Below are 26,794 nucleotides of genomic sequence, written 5' to 3'. Positions count from 1 at the left end.
TGTTTACGCTTAAGTCAATGGACCGTGCCCCTAACCGTAGCCCTAAACCAAAATCACTATAAAGGTTTGTTAATAGAAGCGGTATATCCAGCGACCAAATCAAGCAATTCCTCGTTGATCATCGTCTGGCGTTGCTGGTGGTATTTTGAATTGAGTTGGTGTAAATATTCATCGATATTTTTTTCCGCGCGTTGCATGGCAATCAGTCTACTGGCGTTTTCACTAATAAGAGACTCCACCAAAGCGCGATAGATGGTGGCAAACATATATTGTCGTATTAAAGCAGAAAACAATTCATTCGCTGGAAGAGAAAAAGTGGGCCACGTTCTCGAATTCCATTTTTTTTGCTGTAAGCCATGAAATCGATCATTGGGAAATGGTAAAACTTGTAAATGTTTTGTCGTATAGCGATTTGTTCCGGGAATTGGACTATTGTAGAATAACAACACTTTTGAAATTTCTCTGTTCAAGAACCACTGCTCGATCGTGATTAAAATATCTTGTACCGTAAGGGTAATGCCTGAAATCACACTAGGTAAAGGGATGATATGACTGGGAGGACACTTGCGGTCCGTCAAGTTTGCTGCAGCCCTTGAACCGACTACTAAAAATATTTTTTCCTGTTCCTGTAAATTTGCGATGGTGTAATTCACGATGATGTCGTTAAATTGCCCGCACATTCCTTGGTCAGAGCCAAATACAACCGCGGCAACTTTGTTGGATTTCACACTTGGCGTTTCAAAAAACATCTGTGTGTTTTTTAACAACGCTTGCATTCCGAGGGCCAATGTATGGTTATAGTCGTTAATAGCGAAGATAACTTCTTCGTACTGGTGCATATTCACCGCAGCAAGTGCTTTCATTGTTTTGACAATTGAGTGTAGTTCTTGTACTGTTTTGATCCTTTTTTGCAAACTACTCATATTTTCCATGATCGTCTCCGTCAACGACTGCTTTGGCGATATCTACAATTTGCTGCACTTCTTCTTCTGTAATATTCTCTCCGCAATTTATCTTTTTATAAATCTTTGGTAACTCGCGGTGAAAAGTGGCACAAATATTTTTTTCCACATCGACAATGTCCTCAAGGTCTACCCCATCTAATATACCGTGATTCAACGCAATAAAAATAGCAATTTGCTGTGCGGCAGACAAAGTATCATGCAAATGTTGTTTCAAAACTTCTCTTACGCGTTTTCCATGATGAATGGTTTCTTGGGTCTTTGCATCCAAACGCGTACCAAACTTCACAAAGGATTCGAGTTCTTCAAACTGCGAATATGCCAAACGTAAATCTCCGGCAATTTTACGATAGGTGGGGAATTGCGTTTTTCCTCCCACACGCGATACCGATTTCCCCACATCTACCGCAGGAAGTACACCGCGTTCAAAAAGACTCGGAGAGAGGTAAATTTGCCCATCCGTAATCGAAATGAGATTCGTGGGTATGTATGCAGAAATATTTTGCGCCTCGACTTCGACGATGGGCAACGCCGTCAATGAACCACCGCCAAGCTCTTTACGCAAATGAGTGGAGCGTTCGAGTAATCGCGAATGAATGTAGAAAATATCACCTGGGTACGCTTCACGTCCTGGTGGACGATTTAATAACAAGGAAATTTCACGATACGCCCATGCATGTTTGGTGAGATCATCAAAAACAACGAGGGCATCTAGTCCTTTATTCATAAAGTGTTCTGCCATCGTCATTGCGGCGTAGGGAGCGATAAATTGCAATCCTGGAGGACTTTCTCCTGCGGTGGCAACAACAATACTGTAGGACATAGCGCCATGAGATTTCAATTCGGCAATAATACGCGCTACCGCTGAGTTTTGTTGGCCAATCGTACAATAAATACAAATAACATCTTTATCGCACTGATTGATAATTGTGTCTATGGCCAAGGCGGTTTTGCCACTTTGACGATCTCCAAGAATCAATTCGCGTTGCCCTTTGCCAATGGGAATTAAAGCATCAATAACCTTAACTCCGGTAAACAAAGGCGTTACAACAGGTGAGCGCTGCATAATACCTGGTGCCTCTGCTTCAATGGGGCGACGTTGCAAAGTGACAATTGCCGGACCGTGATCAATGGGTTCTCCCAATGCGTCTACCACGCGACCGATGAGCTTCTCTCCCACAGGTACTTGCAAAATCTCTCCGGTGCGATACACATCAGACCCCGCTTTTAAGAACGTACTTTCCCCTAACAAGATCACCCCCACCTCGTCAGCGTCAATATTAAAGGCAATTCCACGTAGTCCGCCCTCAAACAATAAGATTTCCTCGGCTTTTACACCGCGAAGGCCTGTCACCCAAGCAATACTTTGGCTAATAAATTTAACACTGCCAACTTCGTTCACTGTAAGCCGTGGTTCAAGGTTTTCACGCGTTTCTTGTAGTAGACTAAAAGTAGATTTTAGTAGCGATTGTAGTTCCATTATACTTTCCAACTAGTTACGTCTTCTTGTTGTAGCGCAACGTTCACTTTTCGTTCGAAATCTTGAAGGTAATTTTGTAAGCACCACGAAATCTTATGTTCCGGCAGTTTCAGTTCTATTCCACAGATCAAATCGCTGGACTTGGTGAATTTTAACACAAAGTCTTCTTCGATCTTCTCTTGCAAAATTTGTTGGATTTTACGGCGAAATTCGTCTTTGATTTCAAATGTGCTCATTACCACTATTTTGTTTTGTTGTGGTGTTCCACTTTTTTCTAGTAAACGATAATCTTCTTTAGACAGTTGCTGTAGTTGAAGAAAAAAATTCGCAACGATACTGTCTTCCAGTTGCTCATTGGCAACATCGCGTAATGTTTGCCGCGAAATGGCGATAGTTTCCCTAATAAGAAAATCACGAAGGTCTTGCATAAAGGTATTCTGCTCACTAGAAATTGATTGCTTCCATTTCTCTTGCATCTGGGCAACTTCATTGCGAATTTCTTGAACCTGTTCTTCGCGATAAACATCCAACTCACGATCTACTTGTTTTTGTTTTTCTTGACACTCTTTCGCAAAATCGGTGTTTTTTTGTTGGTAACTATCGATTTCACCCTGCAACTGCTTTTTTTGATCTGCAATGTTTTGCGACTGCTGTTGCATATGCTGCTCGCGCTCATCCATGGCATCGATAATGTGTTGGTACAAGAAGTGTTTGAGTAGCCATAGTAATATAAAAAAATTAATGATCTGCGCGACAACAGTAAACCAATCAATCACGGTTAACCTCCCAATTTGCTGATGGCGTAATCCCAAAATGGATTGGCAAAAATGAGAATCATCGCCACCACAAAACAGTAAATCGCGGTAGATTCCACCATAGCAAGTCCTACAAATAGAGTACGCGTAATGGTACTACTTTGGTCGGGTTGTTGTGCTATGGCCTGCAATGCTTGTGCAAGCGCCTTACCTTCTCCTAAGGCCGGGCCTATAGAACCTATGGCAATTGTCATACCTGCGGTCGCGATGGAAACAATGGCGATTAATGTGATATCCATTATGTATTTTCTCCTTTTATATGAGTCTGATGAGAACGTGTAGCAGATGCAATATAAACCATCGCCAAGATAGCAAATATATACGCTTGAATAAAACCGGTCAGTAACCCCAAAGCTTGCATGACCACTGGCAAAAACAGCGGTGCAATCGACAACAGAATCGCGATGATTTTTTCTCCACTCATCATATTGCCAAACAACCGAACAGCAAGAGCTAAAGTTCGCGACAATTCTCCAATGATATTGAATGGCAACATGAAAAAAGAAGGCTTTACATACTGTTTGAGGTAACTGATAAAACCTTGTTGACGAATACCATATATGGGCACAGCGACAAAAACAATAATCGCTAGGGCCACCGTTGTCGAAAGTGACGCTGTCGGCGCACGGTATCCGGGAATAATCGTTAAAAAATTTGCGCTGGCAATAAACAAAAATAATGTCGCGATAAAAGGAACATACAGTCTAGAATTCTCTACCATCTCTTCTATCTGTTTTTGTACCCCTAAGATAATCACTTCAAAAAAATGCTGCCAACGCCTAGTGTGATCTTTTTTCTTCATTTTGCGCGTAATCAACCATGCCCCCAAGGTCATTACCGCCATCACCACCCAGGTAAACAAAATAGTTTGATTGATAACGAAGTAATGCCAACGAAATATCTCCACTTTGTCAGAACTAAGGCTATGCATGACTACCGACCTTTGTAGTGCCATAGGTAAAAATAAAAGACAATGTATAACGCGCCAACACAAATCCCAATAGGCAAAGTAGCAGCCTTTCAGAACGACCACTCATAACCAAGTAGAATCCGCTAAGAGTGATGCCCATACGCACAAAAGCGCTCAAAAGGAGGACGTGAGCATTTTTATGCTTTGTGACAAAGGCAATTGTCCACCATAATCCACCAAAGTGGAGTATCCCCAATAATATCCCACAACATAACGATATGGCTATCCACATGAATCAATATCCTTACTTTCCTCTTTAATCCAATACCATGCTTGCCAACAACCAACGGCAACACCTGCGACAAGAAGCATCAATGTCCACGAGTGCTTGCCAGGGTAGGTTTTGTCAAGCCAAATCCCCAAACTAATACCAATAATTGTAGGAATGGCCACAGACCAACCCACGAGGCCAAACATACCAATCCAAAATACAGTGCTGTTCTTTCTATCGCGCGCCTGTATTTTGCGTTGCTGTTTTTTTTCGATCGTTTTTGCAAATTGATCGACATGCTTTTTTGAATTATCCATGCTCTTTTAAATTTATAAAGGTTTTGATGAAACCGGCTTCCAATTTCGCTACTGCAGAGCGAACGCTTTTTTCTTTTTCATTCAAGTGCTGAAAATTTTCACGAATAATCGTATTTAACTCTTCTAAACTATTGCTAATAACTGCATTCACCGTAGAAATAAAAACATTGCCACTACATTTGACTAAGATGCCTTCATCTACCGCGACAAACTGTTCCTTACCATCCACATCTGTTACCGCGAGAATACCGGGAACAAGTGCAGAAACAAAATCGATGTGCTGTGGTAATAAACAAAAAGATCCATTTTTTCCTTCTGCAATAATTTTAATGGCTTCACACTGTAAAATGACTTTTGTCGGCAGCAATACTTTAAGAAATAGTTTTGAGTTTTGCATAAGCTTCCTCAACATCCCCAATCATATACAATGCACTTTCAGGCACATCAATAAACTCATCGTTCAATATTCGTTCACAACCGTCGATTGTTTTTTGTAAAGAAATTCTTTTGCCGGGTATTCCCGTAAAGTGCTGCGAAACAGAAAACGGCTGTGTTAAAAAACGTTCTAACCGTCTTGCACGATGCACAACCAAACGATCCTCACGCGATAACTCTTCCATGCCCAACATAGAGATGATGTCTTTAAGGTCTTCGTAATTTGCCAGCGTCTTGCGTACAGTTCTTGCGACTTTGTAGTGCTGTTTACTCACTGTGTGAGGTGATAGCATTTTTGAATGCGAGTGTAGTGGATCAATCGCAGGGTACAAACCTTCGCTGGCGCGTTTACGCGATAAAACAATAGACGCAGACAAGTGTGAAAATGTGTGTACAGCTGCTGGGTCCGTAAAATCGTCCGCAGGAACGTACACCGCCTGAATAGAGGTAATCGAATTCATAAGAGTACTGCAAATTCGCTCTTCGAGTTCTGCAAGCTCTGTTGCGAGTGTCGGTTGATACCCCAAACGTGACGGCAATTGCCCCATGAGTCCTGAAACTTCTGAGCCTGCCTGAATAAAACGAAAAATATTGTCGATGAGCAACAACACATCTTGTTTGAGAACATCGCGAAAATATTCCGCCATTGTCAAAGCAGCATGTCCCACCCGAAACCGTGCTCCCGATGGTTCATTCATTTGCCCAAAAACCATCACCGTCCGCTCTAAAACCCCGGCTTGTTGGATTTCGCGATACAACTCTTCTCCTTCACGGCAGCGTTCTCCAATACCGCAAAACAAACTTACCCCTTTGTAGCGCTGGATCATATTATTGACAACTTCCATCAATAAAACGGTTTTTCCCACACCAGCACCACCAAAAAGACCGGCCTTTCCACCACGCTCCATAGGAGACAACAAATCAATCGCTTTAATCCCCGTTTCGAATATTTCAGAGGAAGTAGGTTGTTGTAAAATGGTAATCGGCTTTCCGTGAATAGAGCGCCATTCCCCTCCCTCTAGTCGCGGGCCGTCATCAAGTGTATCGCCGAAAATGTTAAACACGCGTCCAAGAATTCGTTCTCCCACAGGAACAAGGAGAGGAGAAGAGGTATCTTCCATCAACGTTCCCTGAGCAAGTCCCTGAGTAGAGGTAAGAGCGATTCCGCGAATCGTCTGTGAATTTATATGTGTAATGACCTCCATAAAAACACGTGGTTCTTGGGAGCGAAGTAGCGAGTTCAATGCAGGTATTTTATGCGGGAAGTGAACATCAATGACACTACCGCGTATAGAAGTCACATATCCGTAATTGTTTTTTTTCTTCATGCTCATGGCAATTTCAACAATCCTAGCAAAAGGTAAATTAACATGTGTTTAACATGGCAATTTTCATGCCAAGAGAAATAGTGGGGGAAATGCAACGCAACTTTAAGTAGCGATATTCATTGGTATGCGATGCCCACTCCGGCGCTTTGACATCGATTATTCCCCATAGGATCAAATTTTCGTGACCGTGACCTTCAATGTCATTGACTTAAGAAGTAAGTGTTATTCAATGAAAGACTTACGAATCCATGTCATTCCCGCGAAAGCGGGAAACCAGCAATATAAATTTGACTTGAAAGCGTCTGGTTCCCTGATCAAGTCAGGGATGACACGAGGTGTAAGTCTTTGTTATAGGTTGTTTACGCTTAAGTCAATGACGGTCACGACTACGGTGACGATTACGATTTTTCATACTTCACCATAGTTAACAACGTTAACACAATACCCTCATTTAAAACGTCTTGTATCGTCAGTCAAACCGCATACTGCATACAGAAGGGTCATCCTACAGCCCTACTTGGCAAGAAATTTGCATTAAAGCTTTTTAGTTAAGTGTTTACTGAGGATTTGCGTCTGTCGCTTGTTATTTTCATTATTTAGGTGTAATGATATGGATACTATTTACAAAAAAACAGATAACTTGCCTGTGAAACCCAACTTACAAAATTATAAAGAAGAGCGTACAAATTTTTCTTGGGAACAGGCAAAAAATGAACTCAGTTCAGAAAATATCAACATGGCGTACCAGGCGATTGATCGTCACGTTGCGACTCCACTTCGCGATCACGTTGCCTTGCGTTGGTTAGGGAAAAAAGGAGAGAGCCGCGATTTTACCTTTGCGGAAATGTCGCGTGAAAGTAATCGTTTTGCCAATGTACTAAAAAACTTAGGGATTAAAAAAGGCGAACGTGTTTTTGGTTTATGTGGTCGTATACCCGAACTATATATCGCTATTCTAGGAACGCTCAAAAACCTCAATGTTTTCTGTCCGTTGTTCTCGGCATTTGGCCCAGACCCTATTTTGGCGCGTATGCAAATTGGTGACGGAAAAGTTTTGATCACCACAGCATCACTCTATCGCAAAAAAATAGCCAAAATACGCGATCAGTTGCCCAAATTAGAACATGTTATCATTATTGCTGATCCACAGCAGGAAACTGAAAATACACATAATTTTTCCGCATTGATGGAAAAAGCCAGCGATGACTTTTCCATAGAAAAAACAGATCCGGAAGACATGGCTCTTCTGCATTTTACCAGTGGAACCACCGGAAAGCCCAAAGGAGCGATCCACGTACATCAAGCGGTGATTCATCACCATATTAGTGGTAAGTATGCTCTTGACTTTCAACCGCAAGATATCTATTGGTGCACCGCAGATCCTGGTTGGGTAACAGGGCTTTCTTATGGTGTCATTTCACCGTGGACAAACGGTGTTACGAACCTGATAGATGAAGCGGATTTTAATGTGCGTCATTGGTACCAAGTTTTACAAGATCAGAAAGTAACAATCTGGTATAGCGCTCCGACAGCGATTCGCATGTTAATGAAAGCAGGTCTTTCCGTGGTCAAGGAATATAATTTTCCACATCTACGCCATGTGGTAAGTGTGGGAGAACCTTTGAATCCCGAGGCTGTTGTGTGGGGAGAAAAAGCCTTTGGTTTACCAATACACGATACATGGTGGCAAACGGAAACGGGTGGTATTATGATCGCCAATTATCCCGCGGTAGATATCAAGCCTGGTTCCATGGGATATCCAATGCCGGGGATCGAAGCCGTCATTGTCAAGCACGAGGATTCATCGGTTAGCGAAATTGACACACCGGAAGAAGTGGGGGAACTAGCGATAAAAGTTAGTTGGCCTTCGATGTTTCGCGGGTACTTACACGAAGAGGGACGCTATAAAAAATGTTTTTCCGGACAGTATTACTTTTCGGGAGACTTGGCCAAAAAAGATAGTGACGGTTGTTTTTGGTTTGTCGGCCGTGCAGACGACGTGATCAATTCGTCCGGGCACCTTATTAGCCCTTTTGAAATTGAAAGTATTCTCCTCGAACACGAAGCAGTTGCGGAAGCTGGGGTAATTGCAAAACCTGACCAAGTGGTCATGGAGTATCCAAAAGCATTTGTAGCGTTAAAACCAGGTTTTAACGCAGATGAAACGTTAGAAAAACAATTACGCGGATTTATTCGTAAACGTATGGGAGCAACGGTGGCTCCAAAAGAAATTGAATTTCTTCCGAGTTTGCCCAAAACCAAAAGTGGAAAAATCATGCGCCGTTTATTAAAAGCAAGAGAATTGGGCTTGCCAGAAGGAGATACCTCTACATTGGAGACGAATCTATGAGTAAAGATACATTAGAAAAATTTTCTCAGGAAAAGTGTCTAAAACTTTTTTATGAAATGCTACGCATCAGACGTTTCGAAGAAAAAAGTGCCGAGTTATACAGCGCAGGAAAAATTCGTGGTTTTCTACACTTATACAATGGTGAAGAAGCGATTGCTGTTGGTGTAATGGAGATGCTTCGCGACGAAGATAGTTTTATCGGTACATACCGCGAGCATGGTCATGCTTTGGCACGCGGTGTTTCCATGAAATCTATTATGGCAGAAATGTACGGAAAAGTCGAAGGGTGTAGTCGCGGACGCGGAGGTTCTATGCACCTTTACGATAAAGAAAAGAAATTCTATGGTGGTAATGCCATCGTTGGTGGTCACTTACCTCTTGCCGTGGGTTTAGGCTTGGCAGATAAAATGCAAAACCGCGATGTGGTTACCGCTTGTTTTTTTGGTGATGGAGCTGTTGCGGAAGGTGAATTCCACGAGTCATTAAATCTAGCAGCGTTATGGAAATTACCGGTGCTATTTGTCTGTGAAAATAACTTTTATGCGATGGGGACGCAAATCTCACGCGAAGAATCGCAAGTAGATTTATGTGCCAAGGCTAGCAGCTACAACGTCAAATCGGTTGCTGTGGATGGTATGGACATTTTGAGTGTGATGGAGGAAACACAAAAAGCGATTGATTACATCACCAAAAATGAAAGTCCGTATTTTCTGGAATTCCAAACATATCGTTTCCGTGCCCACTCGATGTTCGATGCGGAGTTGTACCGCGACAAAAAAGAAGTTGAGGAATGGAAAAAGAAGGGACCGATTGTCCGTTTTAAAAAGCTACTAGAGGAACAAAAATGGCTTGATGAAGCAAAAATCAAAGAAATGGAAAAGAAGATCGCTACAGAAATACAAGCCTCTATTGAATTTGCCGAAAATGGGCATTGGGAACCAATATCACATTTGACCAAAGATGTTTATTGTGAGGAGATGTAGGTATGTGTGCAAAAAAGATGACATATCGCGACGCTCTAAAAGAAGCAATTTCAGAAGCGATGCGCAATGACTCACGAGTATTCTTGATGGGAGAAGATGTCGCGCGTTATGGTGGTACGTATGCTGTGACCAAAGGGTTGGCAAAAGAATTTGGTGAAGACCGTATCCGCGATACGCCGTTATCAGAGTCGGCATTTACCGGAGCGGGCATTGGTGCGGCTCTCGGCGGAATGCGTCCTATTGTTGAAATTATGACGGTAAACTTTAGTCTTCTGGCACTAGACCAGATCATCAATAATGCCGCCACCATTCGCCATATGTCTGGAGGACAATTTCGTATTCCACTTGTCATCCGTATGGCAACAGGTTCAGGAAAACAACTCGCCGCACAGCATTCGCACAGCTTAGAAGTAATGTATGCCCATGTTCCTGGGCTAAAAGTGATTTGTCCTGCGACTGTTGAAGACGCACGTGGAATGTTACAAGCCGCATTGGACGATCCCAATCCGGTCATCATGTTCGAACACGTCTCACTGTACAATATGAGCGACGAGATTGAGGATAATACCAAAGTCGACTTAAAAAGTGCCAAAATACGTCGCAGTGGAGAAGACATCACCTTAATTACTTTTGGTGGTAGTTTACATAAAACGCTACAAGCGGCGGAAGAATTGGCCGCGCAAAATATTGACTGTGAGGTTCTTGATTTGCGTTCATTGCGTCCGCTCGATCACGATGCTATTCTCGCATCTATTCGCAAAACGCATCGTGCCGTTGTTATTGAAGAAGGTTGGCGTAGCTTTGGAGTGGCCGCGGAAATTATGGCATTGGTGATGGAAAAAGCCTTTTACGAACTCGACGCACCTATCGCGCGTGCCTGTGGTGTGGAAGTACCTATTCCCTACGCCAAACACCTTGAAGATGCTTCTGTACCGCAAGTCCCCGATATTGTCGCCAAAGTTCAGGAGGTATTAAATAGCGATGTCTGAATATAAGTTTACGATGCCGTCTCTTGGGGCAGACATGGAAGTAGGACAAATCGTAAAATGGCTCGTAAAACCAGGAGATACGGTAAAACGCGGTGATATTGTTGCTGTTGTAGAAACAGCAAAGGGCAATATTGAAATCGAAGTTTGGCATAGTGGAACTGTCGCACAAATTGTCGTAGAAACGTTTGTAGAGGTCCCCGTGGGAACAGTCCTCGCTGTTATCGATAGTGAAGAAAAAATGATCGGCGAAGTGAAATCCACTTCGTCGGTACCCACCTCGCAAAAGCCTCCGCGACTACGTGCCTCTCCTTCAGCGCGTAAGATAGCGCGCGAATTGAGGGTAGACTTACACAAAGTAACAGGCAGTGGCCCTCATGGCATTATTCATCGCAAAGATGTGGAGAAGTTTGTCACCATTGCGCAAAAACCGAGCAAACGAGTCAAGGCTTCTCCTGCCGCACGCAAACTCGCGAAAGAAATGAACGTTGATTTGGCGTCCATTTCACCGAAAGGTAAGGTAATCCAACGCCAAGATGTTTTAGAAGCGCTTGCACAACACAAGAAAAAATCGAAAAAGAGTGATGTAAAAGAACAACAAAAAGCAATGCGTAAAGCCATCGCCGCAGCGATGAGTCGCTCGAAAAAAGAAATACCACACTACTATCTTGGGCATCGCATCAATATGCATGAGGCTTTGAGTTGGTTAGAGAGAGAAAATAGCAACCGCCCATTGCCATCGCGCTTAATTTACGCAGTGTTACTAGTAAAAGCGACGGCTCTTGCGCTACGCAAAATACCAGAGTTAAACGGTTTTTATAAAAACGGTGAGTTTGTACCGAGTGAACAAATTAACGTTGGCATGGCAATATCACTAAGAACAGGTGGCTTAATCGCCCCCGCGTTGTTTGATGTGGACAAAAAGAATCTCGAACAACTCATGACAGAATTTCGCGATTTAGTCAAGAGAGCGCGTAGAAATAAACTAAAAGGTGCTGAAATGACACAGCCCACAGTTACACTCACAAACCTTGGGGAAAAAGGTGTCGAAACTGTATTTGGTGTTATCTATCCGCCACAGGTAGCTCTTGTCGGTTTTGGCAGCGTTACCCAACATGTGTGCGCCGTTAACAATGGCTTGTGCTCACAACCGTTTATTCACGCTTCACTTGCCGCTGACCATCGTGTCAGTGATGGGCATAGGGGAGGATTGTTCTTACGCGAATTAGATCGCTTACTACAAAATCCACAACAACTTTGTTAGGAGAAACGACGATGGACAAATCCGAAATAAAAAAAGCGGTTTTCGAAGCCTTGTGTGATATTGCTCCTGAGGTAGAGCCTGAGGAGGTGGACTCCCAAGAGTCACTACGCGAAGAATTAGACATTGACTCAATGGACTTCCTCAATTTTGCGATCAAACTCCACGAAATTTTTTCCGTGGAGATTCCAGAGAGTAGTTACGATGAAATCGACACCATTGATGGCTGTGTCAATTATATACACAAACATATCCAATAATCTCGATCCCGATCCCGTTCCCGAGCCCGAGCCCAGCCGGGAACGAGATTACTTTTCCATATTAAAAACAACAAACAGCGTTCCGCACAATAAAGTCAATGGTCATACCTCATATTTTACCTCCACAGCGTTTTGCATTATGAATGTTTCACTCATTTGCGAAGTAACTCCAACACCTCGCGAGACAGGTATTTTCGACTTCTCGCTCCCAAAGATTTCGTTGCATCAATGGTGACAAATCGGGATTTATGCACAAGGTAATTTTTACTGAAACTGTGGTAATGCTTGCGCTCCTTTTTTTCCAGCTGAGCAAGGATGCTGTAGAGTGCGGTTGTCGTCATTATTATCGCTTCGGCTCTTTGGTAGATAGGTATACTGTTTGCCAAAGTCAGCGACCTTTTCGCATAGTCTATTCTTTGCTTCTTGGAACGACTTTTATCCAAAACAAAGGCATGTGTCTTATCCACACGCCGATGACGATCGTTTAAACTGAGTAACCTAAAGTGTGGCACCCACTTTTTTTGCCACTCAGGCTCTTTGTAATACGCTCTTGCGATCACTTGTACATGATAGTCCCAGGGGTTTTTTTGAAGATATAACAGTAAAAGTTCCGATGCTTTTTCCTTATCGCGGTTTATGCGATGCGCCTTCATCGTCCAATACAAATATTTTTTGTCTGTACTTTTTGTTCTCAAGTTATCAAGAATCGTTAGGCTCTCAGCAATATTTTTCTTTTTTAAATGAATCAAACCTTTCCACAATAGTACTTCGTCTTGCAGTTGCAGTGAGATATCAGGAGAAATTTTTATCAGCCCATCGATAAATGGCCATATCACCTTATTGAAACGCCTTATGTGATAAGAATATACCTTGTTGAAACAAAAATTCATCTTTTCAAACTCAGCATGGTCGCGTATTTTTACCATATCTAAATGATAGATATCATTGATAAAAACTTTCTCCTGATAAATAGAATGTATTTGCCACAAACTACCGGTAATCGCCCCTTCGTGTACTGCAAGGTCTGGCTTACCATCTATTTGTGCCTCTAAAAATTTTGCCATGTATTTTTCCCTTAAAGATGCATCCTCATACATCTGTGTAGCCAACGTTGCTGCTGCTGTACGCCGAAGGGAAAAATTCGAAGAATTCCACGCCAAGTCTTCGATTGCCGTGAGATGACTCCTCATAATTTTTTTCGTACCATAGAGTGCGATTAAAGCTCCCATTTTTTCCTCATCATTTCCTGTACGAATTTTTTCATACATTTGTTGTTGGAAAAACTGAAACGTACTCCCGTAAATCAACAGAAGATTTTTCAAGTGATTGTCCTGGCTACTGGCGGAAATCATACGCAAAATATTGAGCATTTCGATGGCTTCACCAAAACCAACGCCTTTTTCACGCGAATCGATCATCAAAGATACAATTCCCAATACCCGAAATATTAAAGGCAGATCTTTCCCCGTAATTTCCTTTAACATTTGCATGTTTTTACCAATGCCCAGAAGAGAAACAGTTTGTAATTTGATGTGTGCATCCACCTTGGGTGAATCGATATGGGCTAAAAATTCTTTTCTATGTTTCGAGGCTTGCCCAGTGATGGCACGAATCCACAACGCCATCACATTTGATTTTTGTTTATCCTGGCGATCAAAATCACGCAAAACTTGCGGGGTGATTTGCTCGCAAAATTTTTGCATTTCTCTAATTTTGGATTCCGACCGTGTATGTATGAGTCCTTTGCTATACACACCATAAAGCGCTTCGCAAGCAAAAGCACGTATATCACCTTCGTTATTATTCGCTAGTGCATATTTTTTTAATACCTCCCCGCCCGCAAGATGGGCATATTGCCACATTTTTTTCGCTGCGTACAACTGCAAGGTCACATCATCTCCACGCATTGTCTCTTCAAATATATCATCAAACTCAATGGGTAAAAATTGAATAAACATACCTTTTACAAAGGCATCGTTACAAAGCGTTAAAGCTTTCGTTAATACGCGCGAACTACCTTTAATTTGTTTTTTGTATGGCTCAATCCCCTGACCAATATCGTAAGGCCAATCGTTACTATACATCAATGATTTGCATAGTAAAAACGTATTCAATTGTTGGGCATCAACTTCTTCTTCTTTCACCAATAGTTCTTGCGTTTTTTGCACATGCTCATCTAGAAGATTTCGCGTGCGGGGTTCGGCAAGATCGACAAGGGCCCTAATCGTCAGAAACTGCAACATGCTAAGATGACGTTCATCTCCCTGAAATATTTCCTCTACAATTCTATCACCTGTGACTATTTCCAAAAGTACCGTGGCAAACTCCTGTAAGTTACGCACTTTTGTATGAGTAATATTCTTATTTTGATACATATAGGTGCGTATGAGCAGGTCAATATAGCCACGCAGTAATATTCGTTTTCTGATTTTTCGAATATACTGCGAAGAATTTTTCGAAGGAAATTTTTTATCTAAATCTTTGATCACTTTTTCAAAGTCGTCTACACATTCCAGTGCATTTACCGCAAGAGCGCTAATCGATTTTTCTTGTGTAAGTTTTTCCAGATAAAAATACACATCTTTCTTATTATAGGGCGTTGTTTTATTCGCTCTTAAAGCGCGACGGAATTCTGATTTTCTTTCGGCAAAAATGTCAAAATACACGCGATTGACTTGTTTACTCACCAAAGTAACAAGCATTTTTAAGGTCTCTTGCTTGTTATCCACGCTAAGCGTGTGTACACAGTTCTCAAAAAGCAATAACATCACAAAAAAATTATCTGGTTCAAGGTCAACGGCTTGCAGATAGTCGCGTTCACTTTTATGGAAGTTATTTTGTTGTGCGTAGCATTGTCCGCGTTCTTGGTATAACCGGGCGTTTAGAGGATCAAGAGCTATGGCTTTAGTATAATGTTCAATGGCTTTTGCCAAGTTCCTTTTAGAGTCTAACAACTGGTAATATTTCGCGATCGCAGCATTCCTCTGCGGTGATTCATTTTTGAAAAGATATGTTTTTGCCTTTTCTAGTAACGGTTCCTGTTTTGTAATTTGCCATTGCAGTAAGTAGGCATTGCCAATTTGTATATCAATTTCTTCTAACCAATCTTGAGTACCATACGAATTTACCAAGATAGATTTTTTCGCTTGGAGAAATAAATCAACTGCACTTTGTATTTTACTTACATTTTCATCGGACTCATGTATGTCTGCTTTTTTGTAAAACTGCAATCCATTTTCAATTTCTTCTTTGTAGCTAAACGCTAAATGATACTGAGCATCGGCAATAAGCAATGGTGAACGAACTTGTTTTAAAAACGCTTGCATGTTCCGCTGAGAGTTTTTTTCCTTCAAATATAAAGAACACTTATTGATAAGGAGTTGCAAGTACTCACGGTCAAAGTCCTCGCTCTCATGAAAAGTGTCCAGAACCTTTCGATACTGTTGCCTTGCTTTCTCATAGTTTTTCATCTTGTAATAGGTTTTCCCCATTAAAATCTGACGTTGTTTTTGCTCAACGGCACTCTTGGTGTTTGTATTGCGCAACAAGACCTCTAACGCTCTAGTATAACTTCCCACAGCGTTCAGGTATAGTGCCCTAGTTAAGTAGTCGTGCGTTTTTTCTTCGAGAACTTTTTTGGCCTGTTCTTTCGAAAAATCGCGCAACCATTTTTCGCGATTGGCCTTTTGAAAGAAGAAAAAGCCCGCCAACAAAGCCACAGCAAAAACAATATACATCTGCGTAGAATATCGACGAGTTTTTTGATTAAGACGAAACCAAAAATTCACGTTCTGCGCTTTGACTTTCACTCCCTCTTCATAGTTCTCTAAGTCCACAAGTAAATCAGCAGTTGTTGCGTAACGTTTTCCTTTGTCCTTACGCAAACATTTCACACAGATGGCCTCCACCGCAGGTGGTATGTTAGAGTTTATTTTACGAGGATATCTCATTTCGCCATGTAAAATCTCAAACATAATGCTGACCGCACTATCCCCCTCAATAAAAGGTTTGCTTGTCAGCATTTCAAAAAAAATAGTTCCTAACGAATATAAGTCTGAGGTATACTCAACTTTTTTGCCCGAGGCTTGTTCTGGCGACATATATTTGGGAGAACCAATCACATCGCCTTCACGTGTTAAACTTTTCTGCTTGCTATCAATGCGTTTTACCAGGCCAAAATCCATCAGATAAGGTCTGTGATTCTTGTCAATCATGATATTGGCAGGTTTCAAATCACGGTGAACAATATGCTTGTCATGCAAGGCCCCCACGGCAGAAACGATCGTTTTAAACAGTCGCAGCTTTTCAGTAAGAGATAGAGAGTTGTTCGCAAGATATTCGTTGAGCTGCCATCCTTCGACATACTGCATGATGATAAAAGAATTTTCCTGATGATGCTCTAAACGATAAATACGCACAATATTTTCATGTTCTAACTGTGCATATGTTTGCGCCTCGCGCAAAAATCTTTTATAGCCTCTTTTGTTCTTATGCTCTCCTAAAATAGTTTTTAGAGCAAAAAGACGAGAGGTGGAAACTTCTCTCACTAAATACACCTCTCCCATACCACCTTTACCTAAAGGCTTTATCACTTCAAAACCAGGAAAATGAGGTTGACTCATGCACGCTGCCCTTAAAAATATCTATCTTTGTTGATCATTGCAATATTACTTGTGTTTATGACTTGCTTGTGTTTTATACTTTTTCATGTCGATTTCATTATACCAACTGTGACTTTGTTCTCAAAAGCTCTATTTTTATAAGTAATTATACTGTAAATAGATCCACAAACAAACTCCTTCGTGATTTCCAACGATGGAATCTTTTTTTATGGTATGAATAATTTTATACACGGCGCGCAAAATTTAGTGTTGTTTATTTTTTATTCACCTTTTTGTCCATAATAAGTTTCTTAACTCATCGGACACTTTCCTGATTTTGTCAAACTCCCTAGAAATTGACTGTTATCATAGTAGTGTTCTAAACGCGTTATTTTTAAATCCTCCGTCACTTCGGCAACGCTTACTCCAACAACTTCAATCACTTCGTTGGAAGCCTGGTAATCTTTGCGACATTAACACCTATGGAAAATATTGTTTGTTATTTCTCTCTTTGGTAGAATAACAATAAAAATAATTGAGGTCGCGGAGTTGGACAGATGCAAAATCAACAAGATATTCTTTTTGGGCAAACAGCCGTCGCTTTAGGTTTTCTTAGCACGGCACAGCTCGCAAAATTTTTAGATCTACAAAAGCAATACCATCAGCAACACAACTACATTTCTTTAGCTCAACTCTTACTAGAAAAGAATAGTCTTAGTGACGCCCAGGTACAGGAAATTAAAAATAAGACAATTGTACTCAACCAAAAGCATACAACGATAAACGCCAAAGAACACAGCACTCTCACACAACGTTACCAGATATTATCAGAACTTGGACGTGGGGGAATGGCAAAAGTATACAAAGTATACGACACGACTCTTAAACGCGTCGTAGCACTAAAAATGCTACTCATGCAAGATGATGCCAATCATGTTGCGCGTTTTTTATTGGAAGCGCAGGCAACTGCAAGGTTAAAACATCCGCATATCGTAGGCATATACGATGTGGTGCAAACGGAAAAATACAATTTTTTTACCATGGATTACATTGAGGGAAAATCGCTACAACAAACTCTTAAGTCAAAACCAGTCCCAACTACACGACAAATTGTGCAGATCATGATCAAAATAGGAGAGGCGGTGCACTATGCTCACCAAGCAAATATCATCCACCGCGATTTAAAACCAGCAAATATCATGATTGACCAGCATCACAATCCCATTGTGATGGATTTTGGCTTGGCAAGAGTACTCGACGAAAAAAAACGACTTTCGCGCACTGGTACTGTCATTGGTACCGTGTACTACATGCCTCCGGAACAAGCGCAAGGCCACATTCGCCAAATCGATGTGCGCACGGACGTTTACTCTCTGGGGGTTATTTTGTATGAAGCCCTTACAGGATGCGTTCCTTTTCGCGGTTCTTCCTTCGTCAACGTTCTCGATCAAATTGTAAACACACCACCAACTCCTCTACGCAAAATTAAACCTCGTATACCAGTATCTTTAGAAAGAATTTGTTTAAAAGCGCTTGAAAAAGATAAGTCTCAGCGTTACCAAAGTGCCCTAGAATTCGTTGCCGACTTGAAATTATTTAGTGAGGGAGCTACCGTAAAAACGCACACTATGTGGCAAAAGTTATTGCGTCACAGTAAACGTTACGAACTATTGGTGTTACTGATCGGCATTGTTGTGGCTACTTTTGCCATGCAACCATGGTCTCCACAAACACCACCAATGGATATCAAACTACAAATTATAAATTTGCAGCAACAACCGCAGCGCAAATTCATGGAACAAGAAGTTGTACAAACTCAAGTGGCGTGGAACAGTATTAGTGCAGGCGTGATCAAAATATATGGGGCAGGTATTCAAACCTACAACAAAAAATACCAGGCCTTGCCACAACGAGGATATCGTAGTTTTGTTTGCCCAATACATTTAACGAAAGACCATGGAGAGTTCAAAATTTTTGTTGTTATCCGCGAAAAAGGTATACAGCAACAGCAGCATGCTCTGTTTGTTGTGGAAAAAAAGCCACAACCGAAACGTAAACTCATTCTTTCGAACAATGACCATGAAGAAGCGGAAACAAGCCCTCTACAAAAACTCAAATTTTTGGATATTAGAACCGTTAACGTCTTTTGGGAAAAAGGCTATGTTGATATCGAGTTAATACTGGGAGAACCGATTGACAAACAATTGTTCCGTAAAAAAGGGAAAAGAATCGACTATATTTTTTATATCAACAGTGACTGTGCACCTACCGGCCAGGGGTCATGGGGAAGTGAGTTCAACTTACATATCTTTTTTAGTACAAAAACGTACCAAAAAAAGCAAGGGTTGCAAGATAGCATTGTCAAGGTAGGTAGTCAAGATTACAACAAAGATTACCGAAAAAAAATGACGGTATACCACAGAGAAAACAAGGTTGGTATCTCATTCCCCGCGAAATTATTTGGTGTCACGACATTTACTTTTGGGGTACAAGCTTTTAACAATAATAGCAAACACTGGTTACCGAGAGTGAATGATTACCTTTATGTTGGTAAAGTGACGCTGCCTCGTGATGAGTAAGTTTAAGTGAGACACAACGACTATTTCTGAGCATTAATTTGATGCATTTCAAAGGTACTCTTCCTACTTTTAAAATGCATCAAAAGCGATACTACACGACTAGTAATAATATATCCGTGTCACTTTTTTTCCCGTATGCTCTAAATAATACTCAAAGATACCGTAATCATTATTTAGTACATACTCGGCTACTAAAAAACGCTGTTTTGCGAGTTTTTTCTTCTCTTTTTTCCACCAATAATCGATTTTCACAAGACTATCATTTATTTTACGCAACTTCTGTATTTGTTCCCCCAGCTCTCCCATAACATCTGTTAGCTGTTGCTGACGATTTACCAAGCTGCGAATTCTGCTATGCGCTAAGGATAATTCGTCGCATAGCAACTCTAACTCTCTTTGTTTTTGCTCAGTATGGTTTTGCTCTTGAATATTGATTTCGTCATTGCGTTCGTCAATAATTCGTTGTAACTCACGTGTTCTTTCCCTTTCAATCACTAACTCACGTTCATTGCGCTCATATTCGCTAATTTCTCGGGAAAAACGTCTACTCGATAACGCAATACTCTTTTCCAAAGCTATTTTGGTTTCCACATTGACATTTTTGCAGTCTTCAAATAATTGGCTGTAGACAAATCCATAGCGATGGAGTTTTTTAATTCGTTTGCTTTGCTTTACATTTTGCACATATGGTTCCATATAGCGGTGAAAAACAGAGATGGCCTGGAAAACATCCGTCTCTTTGTACGCTTGTTTTTCGGCTTTTGCCATCGCGCGATACAACTCTTTGTACTCAAAAGTTTCCGCATGGAGAAAAAATAACAAAATAAAGTTTAGCATAATTATCTTTTTAAACATAAAACACCTCTAAATTTAGTTTCATCTTGGTTGTCGTCCTTCACAAAAGCAATAAAGTTCTCTAATATAGCAAGACATTGACCTGTTTCAAGGAAAATAGCCTACAATACAATAGAACTCTCGACGCTGTAAAAGATATTATGTTATAATTTATAATTGTGTAAAAATTTAAATTCCAATCGCGGAGATCATTATGAGTAAATTACTAAAAAAAATGCAATTCAATAGCTCCTCAGAAATCTACGTTATTAACGCACCTCAAGATTTCGACTCTCATTTACAAGAGTTTAGCCAAGTCACTAAAGTAAAAAAACGTGCCTCAGCTGGGCAAAAATTTGCATTTGTGTTGGTGTTTGTCAAAAGCTGCGCGGAAATCGCCAAGTATGCGTCAAAAGCTGTGGAGAAGTTAAGCGATGACGCAGTATTATGGTTTGCTTATCCCAAAAAGTCATCAAAAAAATACACCTCGGATATTTCGCGAGACGATAGTTGGCAACCTCTTGGTGACTTGGGATATGAAGGAGTGCGTATGGTGGCCATCGATAGCGATTGGTCGGCCTTACGTTTTCGCGATCCTAAATACATCAAAGAATTGGCGCGTGATAAAAAGCGCACTATTTCACAAAGTGGCAAAAAACGCGTAGAGCAACGAGAAAACAAAGCAGTACAAAAATACCTTGCGTCTTTGCCCAAAGATCGCCAGGAACCAGTCACCAAACTAAGGCAAGCGGTTATTGATAATCTCCCAGAAGGTTTCGCCGAAATAATGGGGAGTGTTGGCTTGGGATATGTCGTTCCACATTCATTATACCCTGAGGGATATCATTGCGACCCCAAAGAACCCCTTCCTTTTATGAATATAGCTTCGCGTAAAGGTTTTGTTGCGTTTTATCACATGGGAGTGTACGCGGATAAAAAACTTTACGAGTGGTTTGTAAAAGAGTATCCTAAACACTGTAGTCGCAAACTGGACATGGGAAAAAGCTGTATTCGTTTCAAGAAAATGGACGAAATTCCCTACGCACTTATTGGCAAACTCGTGAAAAAAATCAGCGTAAAAAAGTGGATTGCCCAATACGAAAAAGAACTAAAAAAATCGAAATAGCTTTTTGTGCCTATTCGTCCGTTGAGCAGAATGAGAAAAAAGCGTAAATCAACTAGTTGATGATTGCCACACTGAAACAAGCACTAACAAGGAACAAATCATGGCAAAAGACCGACCGAAAACATTCGTTTCCAATGTAGAGACAAATGCCCATCGTCAAAGTACACAACAAATTCCCATATTGGTAAAAGCAGGAGACAGGCTACAAGACTATCACATACACTCTGCTCTAGGCAGCGGTGGTATGGCTCATGTTTTTAAAGCCATCCACATAAAATCGCAAAAAACAGTGGCAATAAAAACATTGCGCACCCAAAGTAAAAAAGCACAAGACCGCTTTATGCGCGAGTATAAATTTCTGTCTTCAATTCATCATGAAAACTTGCTGCGCGCCTATGATTTTTTTCAACAAGACAATCGTTCGTACATGGTATTAGAATTTGTGCAAGGAACATCTTTAAAAGATATTTTCGAAAGCGGAATTAAAATTCCACTGCACGACCAATTGGCCATAGCCAACAAAATTGCTCGCGGTATTCAAATTCTTAACATGTCGGGCATTATCCATCGCGATATAAAACCCGATAATATTATGGTAAATTTACATGATGGTATCGTAAAAATACTTGACTTAGGCATCGGAAAAGATATAAACCGTGGACATACTTCTAATTTAACCATCGGAGGAGAAGTCATTGGTACACCGATGTATCTGAGTCCAGAACAAACCAATGGGCAAGTCACCGCGACGAGTGATATATTCTCCTTAGGGATCGTACTACATCAACTATTTACCGGAAGTCCACAGTCGCCTTTTGAAAAGGAAAATGTTGTACAATGTCTGATCGCCGTTAGTGAAGAAACACCTCCGAAAATAAAAGACTTAATTGATCCCACACACCCCGATATGTGGATATATGAAAAAATTTCGCCTGTGATCGAAAAAGCCCTACAAAAATCTCCACAACATCGGTGGAAAGATGCCGGGCAAATTGCTGATTTTATTGCCGACCTGCATCAAAATTATTCCTTAGGACAAAGTCACTTCACATTAAGCCACATCGAAAAGCAATTATTGACATCGCTACAAAATTTACAAATACAAGACAATGACATTGTCAACAACTACCAGTCGGTGAAAAAAGAGACACGGCGCAACAGGCGTCCCACCGGGCGTACACGTCCCACAGCACGTGTACGTACGACACCAAACCAAAAAAACGTCACTCCGCTCATCGGTTTAGGTATCGGAATCGTTGTCGGATGTATATTCTTTATTAGTTTTTTTTCCACCAAGCCCCCTGAGAGAAAAAAAACGCCTCCTAAAAAAGTGATCGAACTTCCAATGGACGCGACATTGTGGCAAGCGTGCTGGGATAAAAAAAACAGCTATTTTGACTTTACTCACCCCAAGTGGCAAAGAATCGGTCACAAGCGCAAACAAATTCTGGCCCAAAAGTATCAGCTGTGGTACGCCAGAACTAAATGCAATCTTACGCGCGTGGAAAAAGACTTTACGCTCAACACAAAAAAAATAACCATGTTACTCATTCCTCCAGGAAAGTTCTGGATGGGCTCAAAATCTATACCACAAATTCCACAACGCAAAGTCATCTTGACAGCACCTTTTTGGATCAGTGCAAGCGAATTTACTCAACAACAGTGGTGTGATGTTATGGGAAAAGATAATAAACCTTGGCAAGGAAAATCCATGGTGCTCAATCCATACAACAAAAAAACATACAATATCCGCAATCATGACCTGCATCCCGTTTCATTTGTGTCGTGGAATTTAGTTTGTGCAATACTTCTCAAAAAATTGAATGATAAATATCGTTTACCCACAGAAGCAGAGTGGGAATACGCATGTCGTGCGGGTAGTACCGCACTTTTTTTCTGGGGGAACAATGGCGAAGACATTCACCGTTATGCCAATGTATACGACCTTACCGCAGGTAGAAAATATTTTGATAGTGCCACGCAAAATCTTTTTCGCACTAGGCCAGGCGCTGCCCAACAACTGCGCCACTTAAGACCACTACCGGTAAACGATGGTTTTGTGGAGGTGACCAAAGTCAAAAGTTTTCAACCCAATGCATTTGGTGTTTACGATATTCTCGGCAATGTACTCGAATGGTGTGCGGACAGCTACAATGAACCTGCGGTTAACGAAGTAGAAAATCCGCGCGGAAGTCCGTATGGTCCACGCATAGCTCGTGGTGGAAGTTGGAGCGGATTCGATTATGTTATTTTTCGTTGTGAATTTCGCGAACAATACCCGGCCAATACCGCGAAAAGCCGTATAGGGTTTCGTTTGGTGAAAGATTTTTGAATTTAGGATGAACTCGATAGAGAAAGATGATTAACTGGATGAAAGATTTGACAAGACTAACAGGATTAACAGGATGTAAAGGATAATATATGTTAAAGTACACTCTGGCACTTTTCATACTACCTCTGTTTGTTTTTTCTCAAGTGGAGAAAAAGCTGGAAGCGCTTAAAAAAGCGGGAATCCCTACTACTTTGCAAGAGCTTGAGGACAAGTGGTATCCATACATAGAGGGGGAAAATGCGGCAGACCTTTATGCGCAAGCCGTCGCGCTCGTTTCGCAAAAAGATTTGGATAACTTCCATAAACTCGAACAACAATTAAAAAACGAAGTGGCTTTGAATAAAACTCTCTCGCAACAACTGCAAAAATCTTTGCGAGAGCTGCTTGAGCGCAATAGCGAAATTCTCGCGCTATTTCACAAAGCTACAGCCGTGGAAAAATGCCGCTTTCCTGTAAAACTAACCGATGGTTTTACCGCAAAGCTCCCGCATATATACAAGATGCGCTTCTGTATCACCTTACTGACATCGCAAATTATTATACAAACGGAAGATAAGCAAACAGAGGGGGCTCTACATACGCTACGAGATACCCTCGTCTTAACCAAAAGACTTGCGCAAATTCCAATGTTAATTTGTGTGCTGATGGGCGAAACTATGCAAAGAATGTCTTTTCTTGGCTTGGAATACTTGCTTAGCCATCAACAGCTCACACATGCACAACTAGATATGGTAAAAGATCTTCTACAGAAAACATCGCCTGATAAAAACAACAATAAATATGGTTTTGTCGCAGAAATGTGCACAATTACAGGTATATTTAGCCAAATATCGGAAGGAAACTATGATGAAGACCTCTTTGGTAAGCTGAGTATGAAGGACAAAGCTGAACTGCTCTACTATCGCATGAGTGGTAAATGCCAACAAGATTTCAACCTTTATGTCCAAGGCATCGAAAGCCATTTAAAAGTTTATGAGCTAGCCTCTCTTCGCGAGATGCGTGATGCGACAAAGGCAATAAAACCGCTAGAGATGTCGGGATCAAAGTTTAGTGCCATGATGGCCCCTGACTTCCGAAAATTCATCTATGTTCATCTCGAAAACACCGCAAGGTGGAGAGCGGTTTTAACAGCGATGGCCATAGAAAAATATCGATTGGATCACAAAAAGCTTCCGCAAAATTTACAGGCGCTTATGCCAAAATATTTACAAGACATTGCTCATGATTCTTACGGACAAAAATTGCATTTTGACAAGCAAAAACAAGGTTATACTGTTTACGGTATGGGGGAAAATGCTGTGCCGGATGGCGGAGTATCTATTAAAGAGGGAAATAATCTTGATACGGCTTTTTTTGTAAAGAGATAACCGCATTTCACGAGAAAATCTTGCTAACTATGGATTCCTCCCAAAGAATATTTTGGGAGGAATCGCTATCGCACTATTCGCCTAACATCATTTTCATCTGCGCTTCCACAGATTTTAGCCATTCCTCTTGACGTTTCAATGCCTGCGAAATTTTGCGCCGTTCTTGCGTTTTTTTCCAATACAAACGCGCCATATCTTTCTCATTTGCATAGGCATAACTACAAGTGGCTAAAACAACACTAAAATCACCGTAGCTCGAATTTTCCTCGCTTATCTTCGCGTACAACTTTGCACTTTTTTGATAGTTTTTGCTGCGATAAAAAAAATTGGCTAAGTCATAAATATGGTTGCTGCGAATCCCAGTAGTTATCATCCGCGTGTATGTAGAATACAAGCCGCGCTTTAGAAACAAACTTGTAATTTGTGGTGTCGCCAATATAACAACTGTGCAGAAAATGAAAACCAACATCTTTTTGCCTTTCGGCGGATCAGGACGTGGAAAATCAGGCGTGACACCTGCATCTAACATGCGATCATATAAATGTGGATGTGTGGTATTCTTTGTCATTACCGCAGGAAGAAGATTTTCTTTGTGCATGGATTCTAATGCATAAGCGTATGCCTCATTATCCATTTCCTTGCTGACAACATTATCGATTTCTTTTTCTTCGCGAAGAAACATTTTCATCGCCACATTCTTGAGCACAATGATCAAGATCAGAATCAAAAACATCCAGTAAAGACTTATTTGGTATGCGGAAAGCATCTTATAGCTACTCGCGAGTACAAATGGAATCGAACAAACAAAACCGCGCGCGATATTGCTATGACGCTGGAAATGTTGATATTCGTGCTGCATAATACTTTCCACTTGTGCGCGATTTAATAAAGCGTAGAGCTTTTCACTAACGCAAATAGCCCCCGAAAGAGTCAGAGCAAAAGCATTCGCTGTTTTGTGATAAAAAAAATATGTGGCAATGGAACTGCCTTGCGGTATCATTTCTTGTAGTTGCGGTGCAGGTGTGAGGACTTTGCACCACCGTGCGAGAGGTAAACACCATTTTGTCAGTAAGAACCACGTAACCGCAGCAAACAAGACTAGCCACAGCCATAAAAAACTTTTCGGCACAAACCAAGAGATCGCTAAAAAGACTATGGCAACCGTTAAATGTGGATATAACAACAACAAAGAGGAGCACATTGATTTCAGGCTACTCATTCGCGGTGTCGTATGGTAAGAATGGAAAATCCTCGATGAAATTGCCATACATGTAAATAAAGAAATAAAACAAAACCACCATAACGTCAAAGTGGTTGGCACCACCCCATACGATGGATGTCGCGAAAGCGACAGCATAACAATAATTGTCACCGGAAAAGCAATCACCAATCCTCCGGCATTTAAGCGGGCGATAAATAAAATACGCGCCTTTTCCGCCCAATGGCTTTCACGAGAAAGAGATTTGCCAACACTACGCTTCCACAGTATTTTCGTCAAAAAAATCGCACATAATACATAGAATACAGACAACAAAACGATATGTAACGCTTCCAACCACAATAACGACATATATAAACCTCCAAATTGTGTAACATA

22 protein-coding genes are annotated in these 26,794 nt (G+C 41.1%); 10 read left to right on the top strand and 12 right to left on the bottom strand.

The window, feature by feature from the left end; genetic code table 11:
• Positions 1-56: 56 nt before the first annotated feature.
• Genes UABAM_RS20825 through atpD form a run of 9 tightly spaced genes read right to left on the bottom strand, consistent with a single transcriptional unit; the run spans position 57 to position 6,524 of the window.
• On the bottom strand, positions 57-932 hold the full coding sequence (locus UABAM_RS20825; protein WP_151969928.1) for a F0F1 ATP synthase subunit gamma: 876 nt from the start codon (positions 930-932) through the stop codon (positions 57-59).
• Positions 916-2,442 carry an alternate F1F0 ATPase, F1 subunit alpha gene (locus UABAM_RS20820; RefSeq protein WP_151969927.1) on the bottom strand — a complete coding sequence of 509 codons (1,527 nt, stop codon included), beginning with the start codon at positions 2,440-2,442 and terminating at the stop codon, positions 916-918. Before UABAM_RS20820 ends, UABAM_RS20825 begins: the two co-directional genes overlap by 17 nt.
• Positions 2,442-3,218 carry a F0F1 ATP synthase subunit B family protein gene (locus UABAM_RS20815; protein ID WP_173013462.1) on the bottom strand — a complete coding sequence of 259 codons (777 nt, stop codon included), beginning with the start codon at positions 3,216-3,218 and terminating at the stop codon, positions 2,442-2,444. Before UABAM_RS20815 ends, UABAM_RS20820 begins: the two co-directional genes overlap by 1 nt.
• A 2-nt stretch (positions 3,219-3,220) precedes the next feature.
• Complete coding sequence (locus tag UABAM_RS20810; protein ID WP_151969925.1) at positions 3,221-3,496, bottom strand: F0F1 ATP synthase subunit C; 276 nt, start codon at positions 3,494-3,496, stop codon at positions 3,221-3,223.
• Positions 3,496-4,188: a F0F1 ATP synthase subunit A gene (locus UABAM_RS20805; protein WP_151969924.1), complete on the bottom strand. Its 693-nt coding sequence runs from the start codon at positions 4,186-4,188 to the stop codon at positions 3,496-3,498. The genes UABAM_RS20810 and UABAM_RS20805 overlap by 1 nt, the downstream gene beginning before the upstream one ends.
• Complete coding sequence (locus UABAM_RS20800) at positions 4,181-4,459, bottom strand: ATP synthase subunit I (protein ID WP_151969923.1); 279 nt, start codon at positions 4,457-4,459, stop codon at positions 4,181-4,183. The genes UABAM_RS20805 and UABAM_RS20800 overlap by 8 nt, the downstream gene beginning before the upstream one ends.
• The gene (locus UABAM_RS20795; protein WP_151969922.1) at positions 4,450-4,755 is read right to left on the bottom strand and encodes an AtpZ/AtpI family protein; all 306 of its coding nucleotides are present in this window, start codon (positions 4,753-4,755) and stop codon (positions 4,450-4,452) included. Before UABAM_RS20795 ends, UABAM_RS20800 begins: the two co-directional genes overlap by 10 nt.
• Positions 4,748-5,152 carry a F0F1 ATP synthase subunit epsilon gene (locus UABAM_RS20790; RefSeq protein WP_151969921.1) on the bottom strand — a complete coding sequence of 135 codons (405 nt, stop codon included), beginning with the start codon at positions 5,150-5,152 and terminating at the stop codon, positions 4,748-4,750. The genes UABAM_RS20795 and UABAM_RS20790 overlap by 8 nt, the downstream gene beginning before the upstream one ends.
• The gene (atpD, locus tag UABAM_RS20785) at positions 5,127-6,524 is read right to left on the bottom strand and encodes a F0F1 ATP synthase subunit beta (RefSeq protein ID WP_151969920.1); all 1,398 of its coding nucleotides are present in this window, start codon (positions 6,522-6,524) and stop codon (positions 5,127-5,129) included. Before atpD ends, UABAM_RS20790 begins: the two co-directional genes overlap by 26 nt.
• A gap of 223 nt (positions 6,525-6,747) precedes the next feature.
• Here atpD and UABAM_RS20780 point away from each other — a divergent pair, with 223 nt between their 5' ends.
• From UABAM_RS20780 to UABAM_RS20755, 6 genes are all read left to right on the top strand, one after another.
• Entirely contained in the window at positions 6,748-6,942 is a 195-nt protein-coding gene (locus UABAM_RS20780) for a hypothetical protein (protein WP_151969919.1), read from the top strand.
• Between the two features lie 186 nt (positions 6,943-7,128).
• Positions 7,129-8,868, top strand: coding sequence for an acetate--CoA ligase (gene acsA / locus UABAM_RS20775; RefSeq protein ID WP_151969918.1), 1,740 nt, complete (start codon positions 7,129-7,131; stop codon positions 8,866-8,868).
• Positions 8,865-9,851: a pyruvate dehydrogenase (acetyl-transferring) E1 component subunit alpha gene (pdhA, locus tag UABAM_RS20770; protein ID WP_151969917.1), complete on the top strand. Its 987-nt coding sequence runs from the start codon at positions 8,865-8,867 to the stop codon at positions 9,849-9,851. Before acsA ends, pdhA begins: the two co-directional genes overlap by 4 nt.
• 2 nt (positions 9,852-9,853) lie before the next feature.
• Positions 9,854-10,840: an alpha-ketoacid dehydrogenase subunit beta gene (locus tag UABAM_RS20765; RefSeq protein WP_229759286.1), complete on the top strand. Its 987-nt coding sequence runs from the start codon at positions 9,854-9,856 to the stop codon at positions 10,838-10,840.
• Positions 10,833-12,101: a dihydrolipoamide acetyltransferase family protein gene (locus tag UABAM_RS20760; protein WP_151969916.1), complete on the top strand. Its 1,269-nt coding sequence runs from the start codon at positions 10,833-10,835 to the stop codon at positions 12,099-12,101. Before UABAM_RS20765 ends, UABAM_RS20760 begins: the two co-directional genes overlap by 8 nt.
• Before the next feature lie 11 nt (positions 12,102-12,112).
• Positions 12,113-12,358 (top strand): acyl carrier protein, encoded by a 246-nt coding sequence (locus UABAM_RS20755; RefSeq protein ID WP_151969915.1) that lies wholly within the window; start codon positions 12,113-12,115, stop codon positions 12,356-12,358.
• A gap of 152 nt (positions 12,359-12,510) precedes the next feature.
• Here UABAM_RS20755 and UABAM_RS20750 read toward each other — a convergent pair whose 3' ends face one another.
• On the bottom strand, positions 12,511-16,980 hold the full coding sequence (locus UABAM_RS20750; protein ID WP_151969914.1) for a serine/threonine-protein kinase: 4,470 nt from the start codon (positions 16,978-16,980) through the stop codon (positions 12,511-12,513).
• 536 nt (positions 16,981-17,516) lie between these two features.
• Here UABAM_RS20750 and UABAM_RS20745 point away from each other — a divergent pair.
• Positions 17,517-19,538, top strand: a complete 2,022-nt coding sequence (locus UABAM_RS20745) for a serine/threonine protein kinase (protein WP_151969913.1) — start codon at positions 17,517-17,519, stop codon at positions 19,536-19,538.
• Between the two features lie 99 nt (positions 19,539-19,637).
• On the opposite strand, the gene UABAM_RS20740 is transcribed toward UABAM_RS20745, so the two are convergent.
• A complete protein-coding gene (locus tag UABAM_RS20740; RefSeq protein WP_151969912.1) occupies positions 19,638-20,393 on the bottom strand; it encodes a hypothetical protein in 756 nt (251 codons plus the stop codon).
• Positions 20,394-20,586: 193 nt separating this feature from the next.
• On the opposite strand from UABAM_RS20740, the gene UABAM_RS34005 reads away from it, so the two are divergent.
• The 3 genes from UABAM_RS34005 to UABAM_RS20725 all read left to right on the top strand — a co-directional run bounded on the left by UABAM_RS34005 (position 20,587) and on the right by UABAM_RS20725 (position 25,197).
• Positions 20,587-21,498, top strand: a complete 912-nt coding sequence (locus UABAM_RS34005; RefSeq protein WP_261343897.1) for a DUF1801 domain-containing protein — start codon at positions 20,587-20,589, stop codon at positions 21,496-21,498.
• 100 nt (positions 21,499-21,598) lie between these two features.
• Positions 21,599-23,830, top strand: a complete 2,232-nt coding sequence (locus UABAM_RS20730) for a bifunctional serine/threonine-protein kinase/formylglycine-generating enzyme family protein (RefSeq protein ID WP_151969911.1) — start codon at positions 21,599-21,601, stop codon at positions 23,828-23,830.
• Between the two features lie 89 nt (positions 23,831-23,919).
• The gene (locus UABAM_RS20725; protein ID WP_151969910.1) at positions 23,920-25,197 is read left to right on the top strand and encodes a hypothetical protein; all 1,278 of its coding nucleotides are present in this window, start codon (positions 23,920-23,922) and stop codon (positions 25,195-25,197) included.
• Positions 25,198-25,270: 73 nt separating this feature from the next.
• On the opposite strand, the gene UABAM_RS20720 is transcribed toward UABAM_RS20725, so the two are convergent.
• On the bottom strand, positions 25,271-26,767 hold the full coding sequence (locus UABAM_RS20720; RefSeq protein WP_151969909.1) for a M48 family metalloprotease: 1,497 nt from the start codon (positions 26,765-26,767) through the stop codon (positions 25,271-25,273).
• Positions 26,768-26,794: the final 27 nt, after the last annotated feature.

Source organism: Candidatus Uabimicrobium amorphum (genome assembly GCF_009002475.1).
Taxonomy (GTDB): Bacteria; Planctomycetota; Uabimicrobiia; order Uabimicrobiales; family Uabimicrobiaceae; genus Uabimicrobium; species Uabimicrobium amorphum.
Note: the sequence above shows the minus strand (reverse complement) of the source record. Positions and strands in the feature narration are given on the sequence as shown.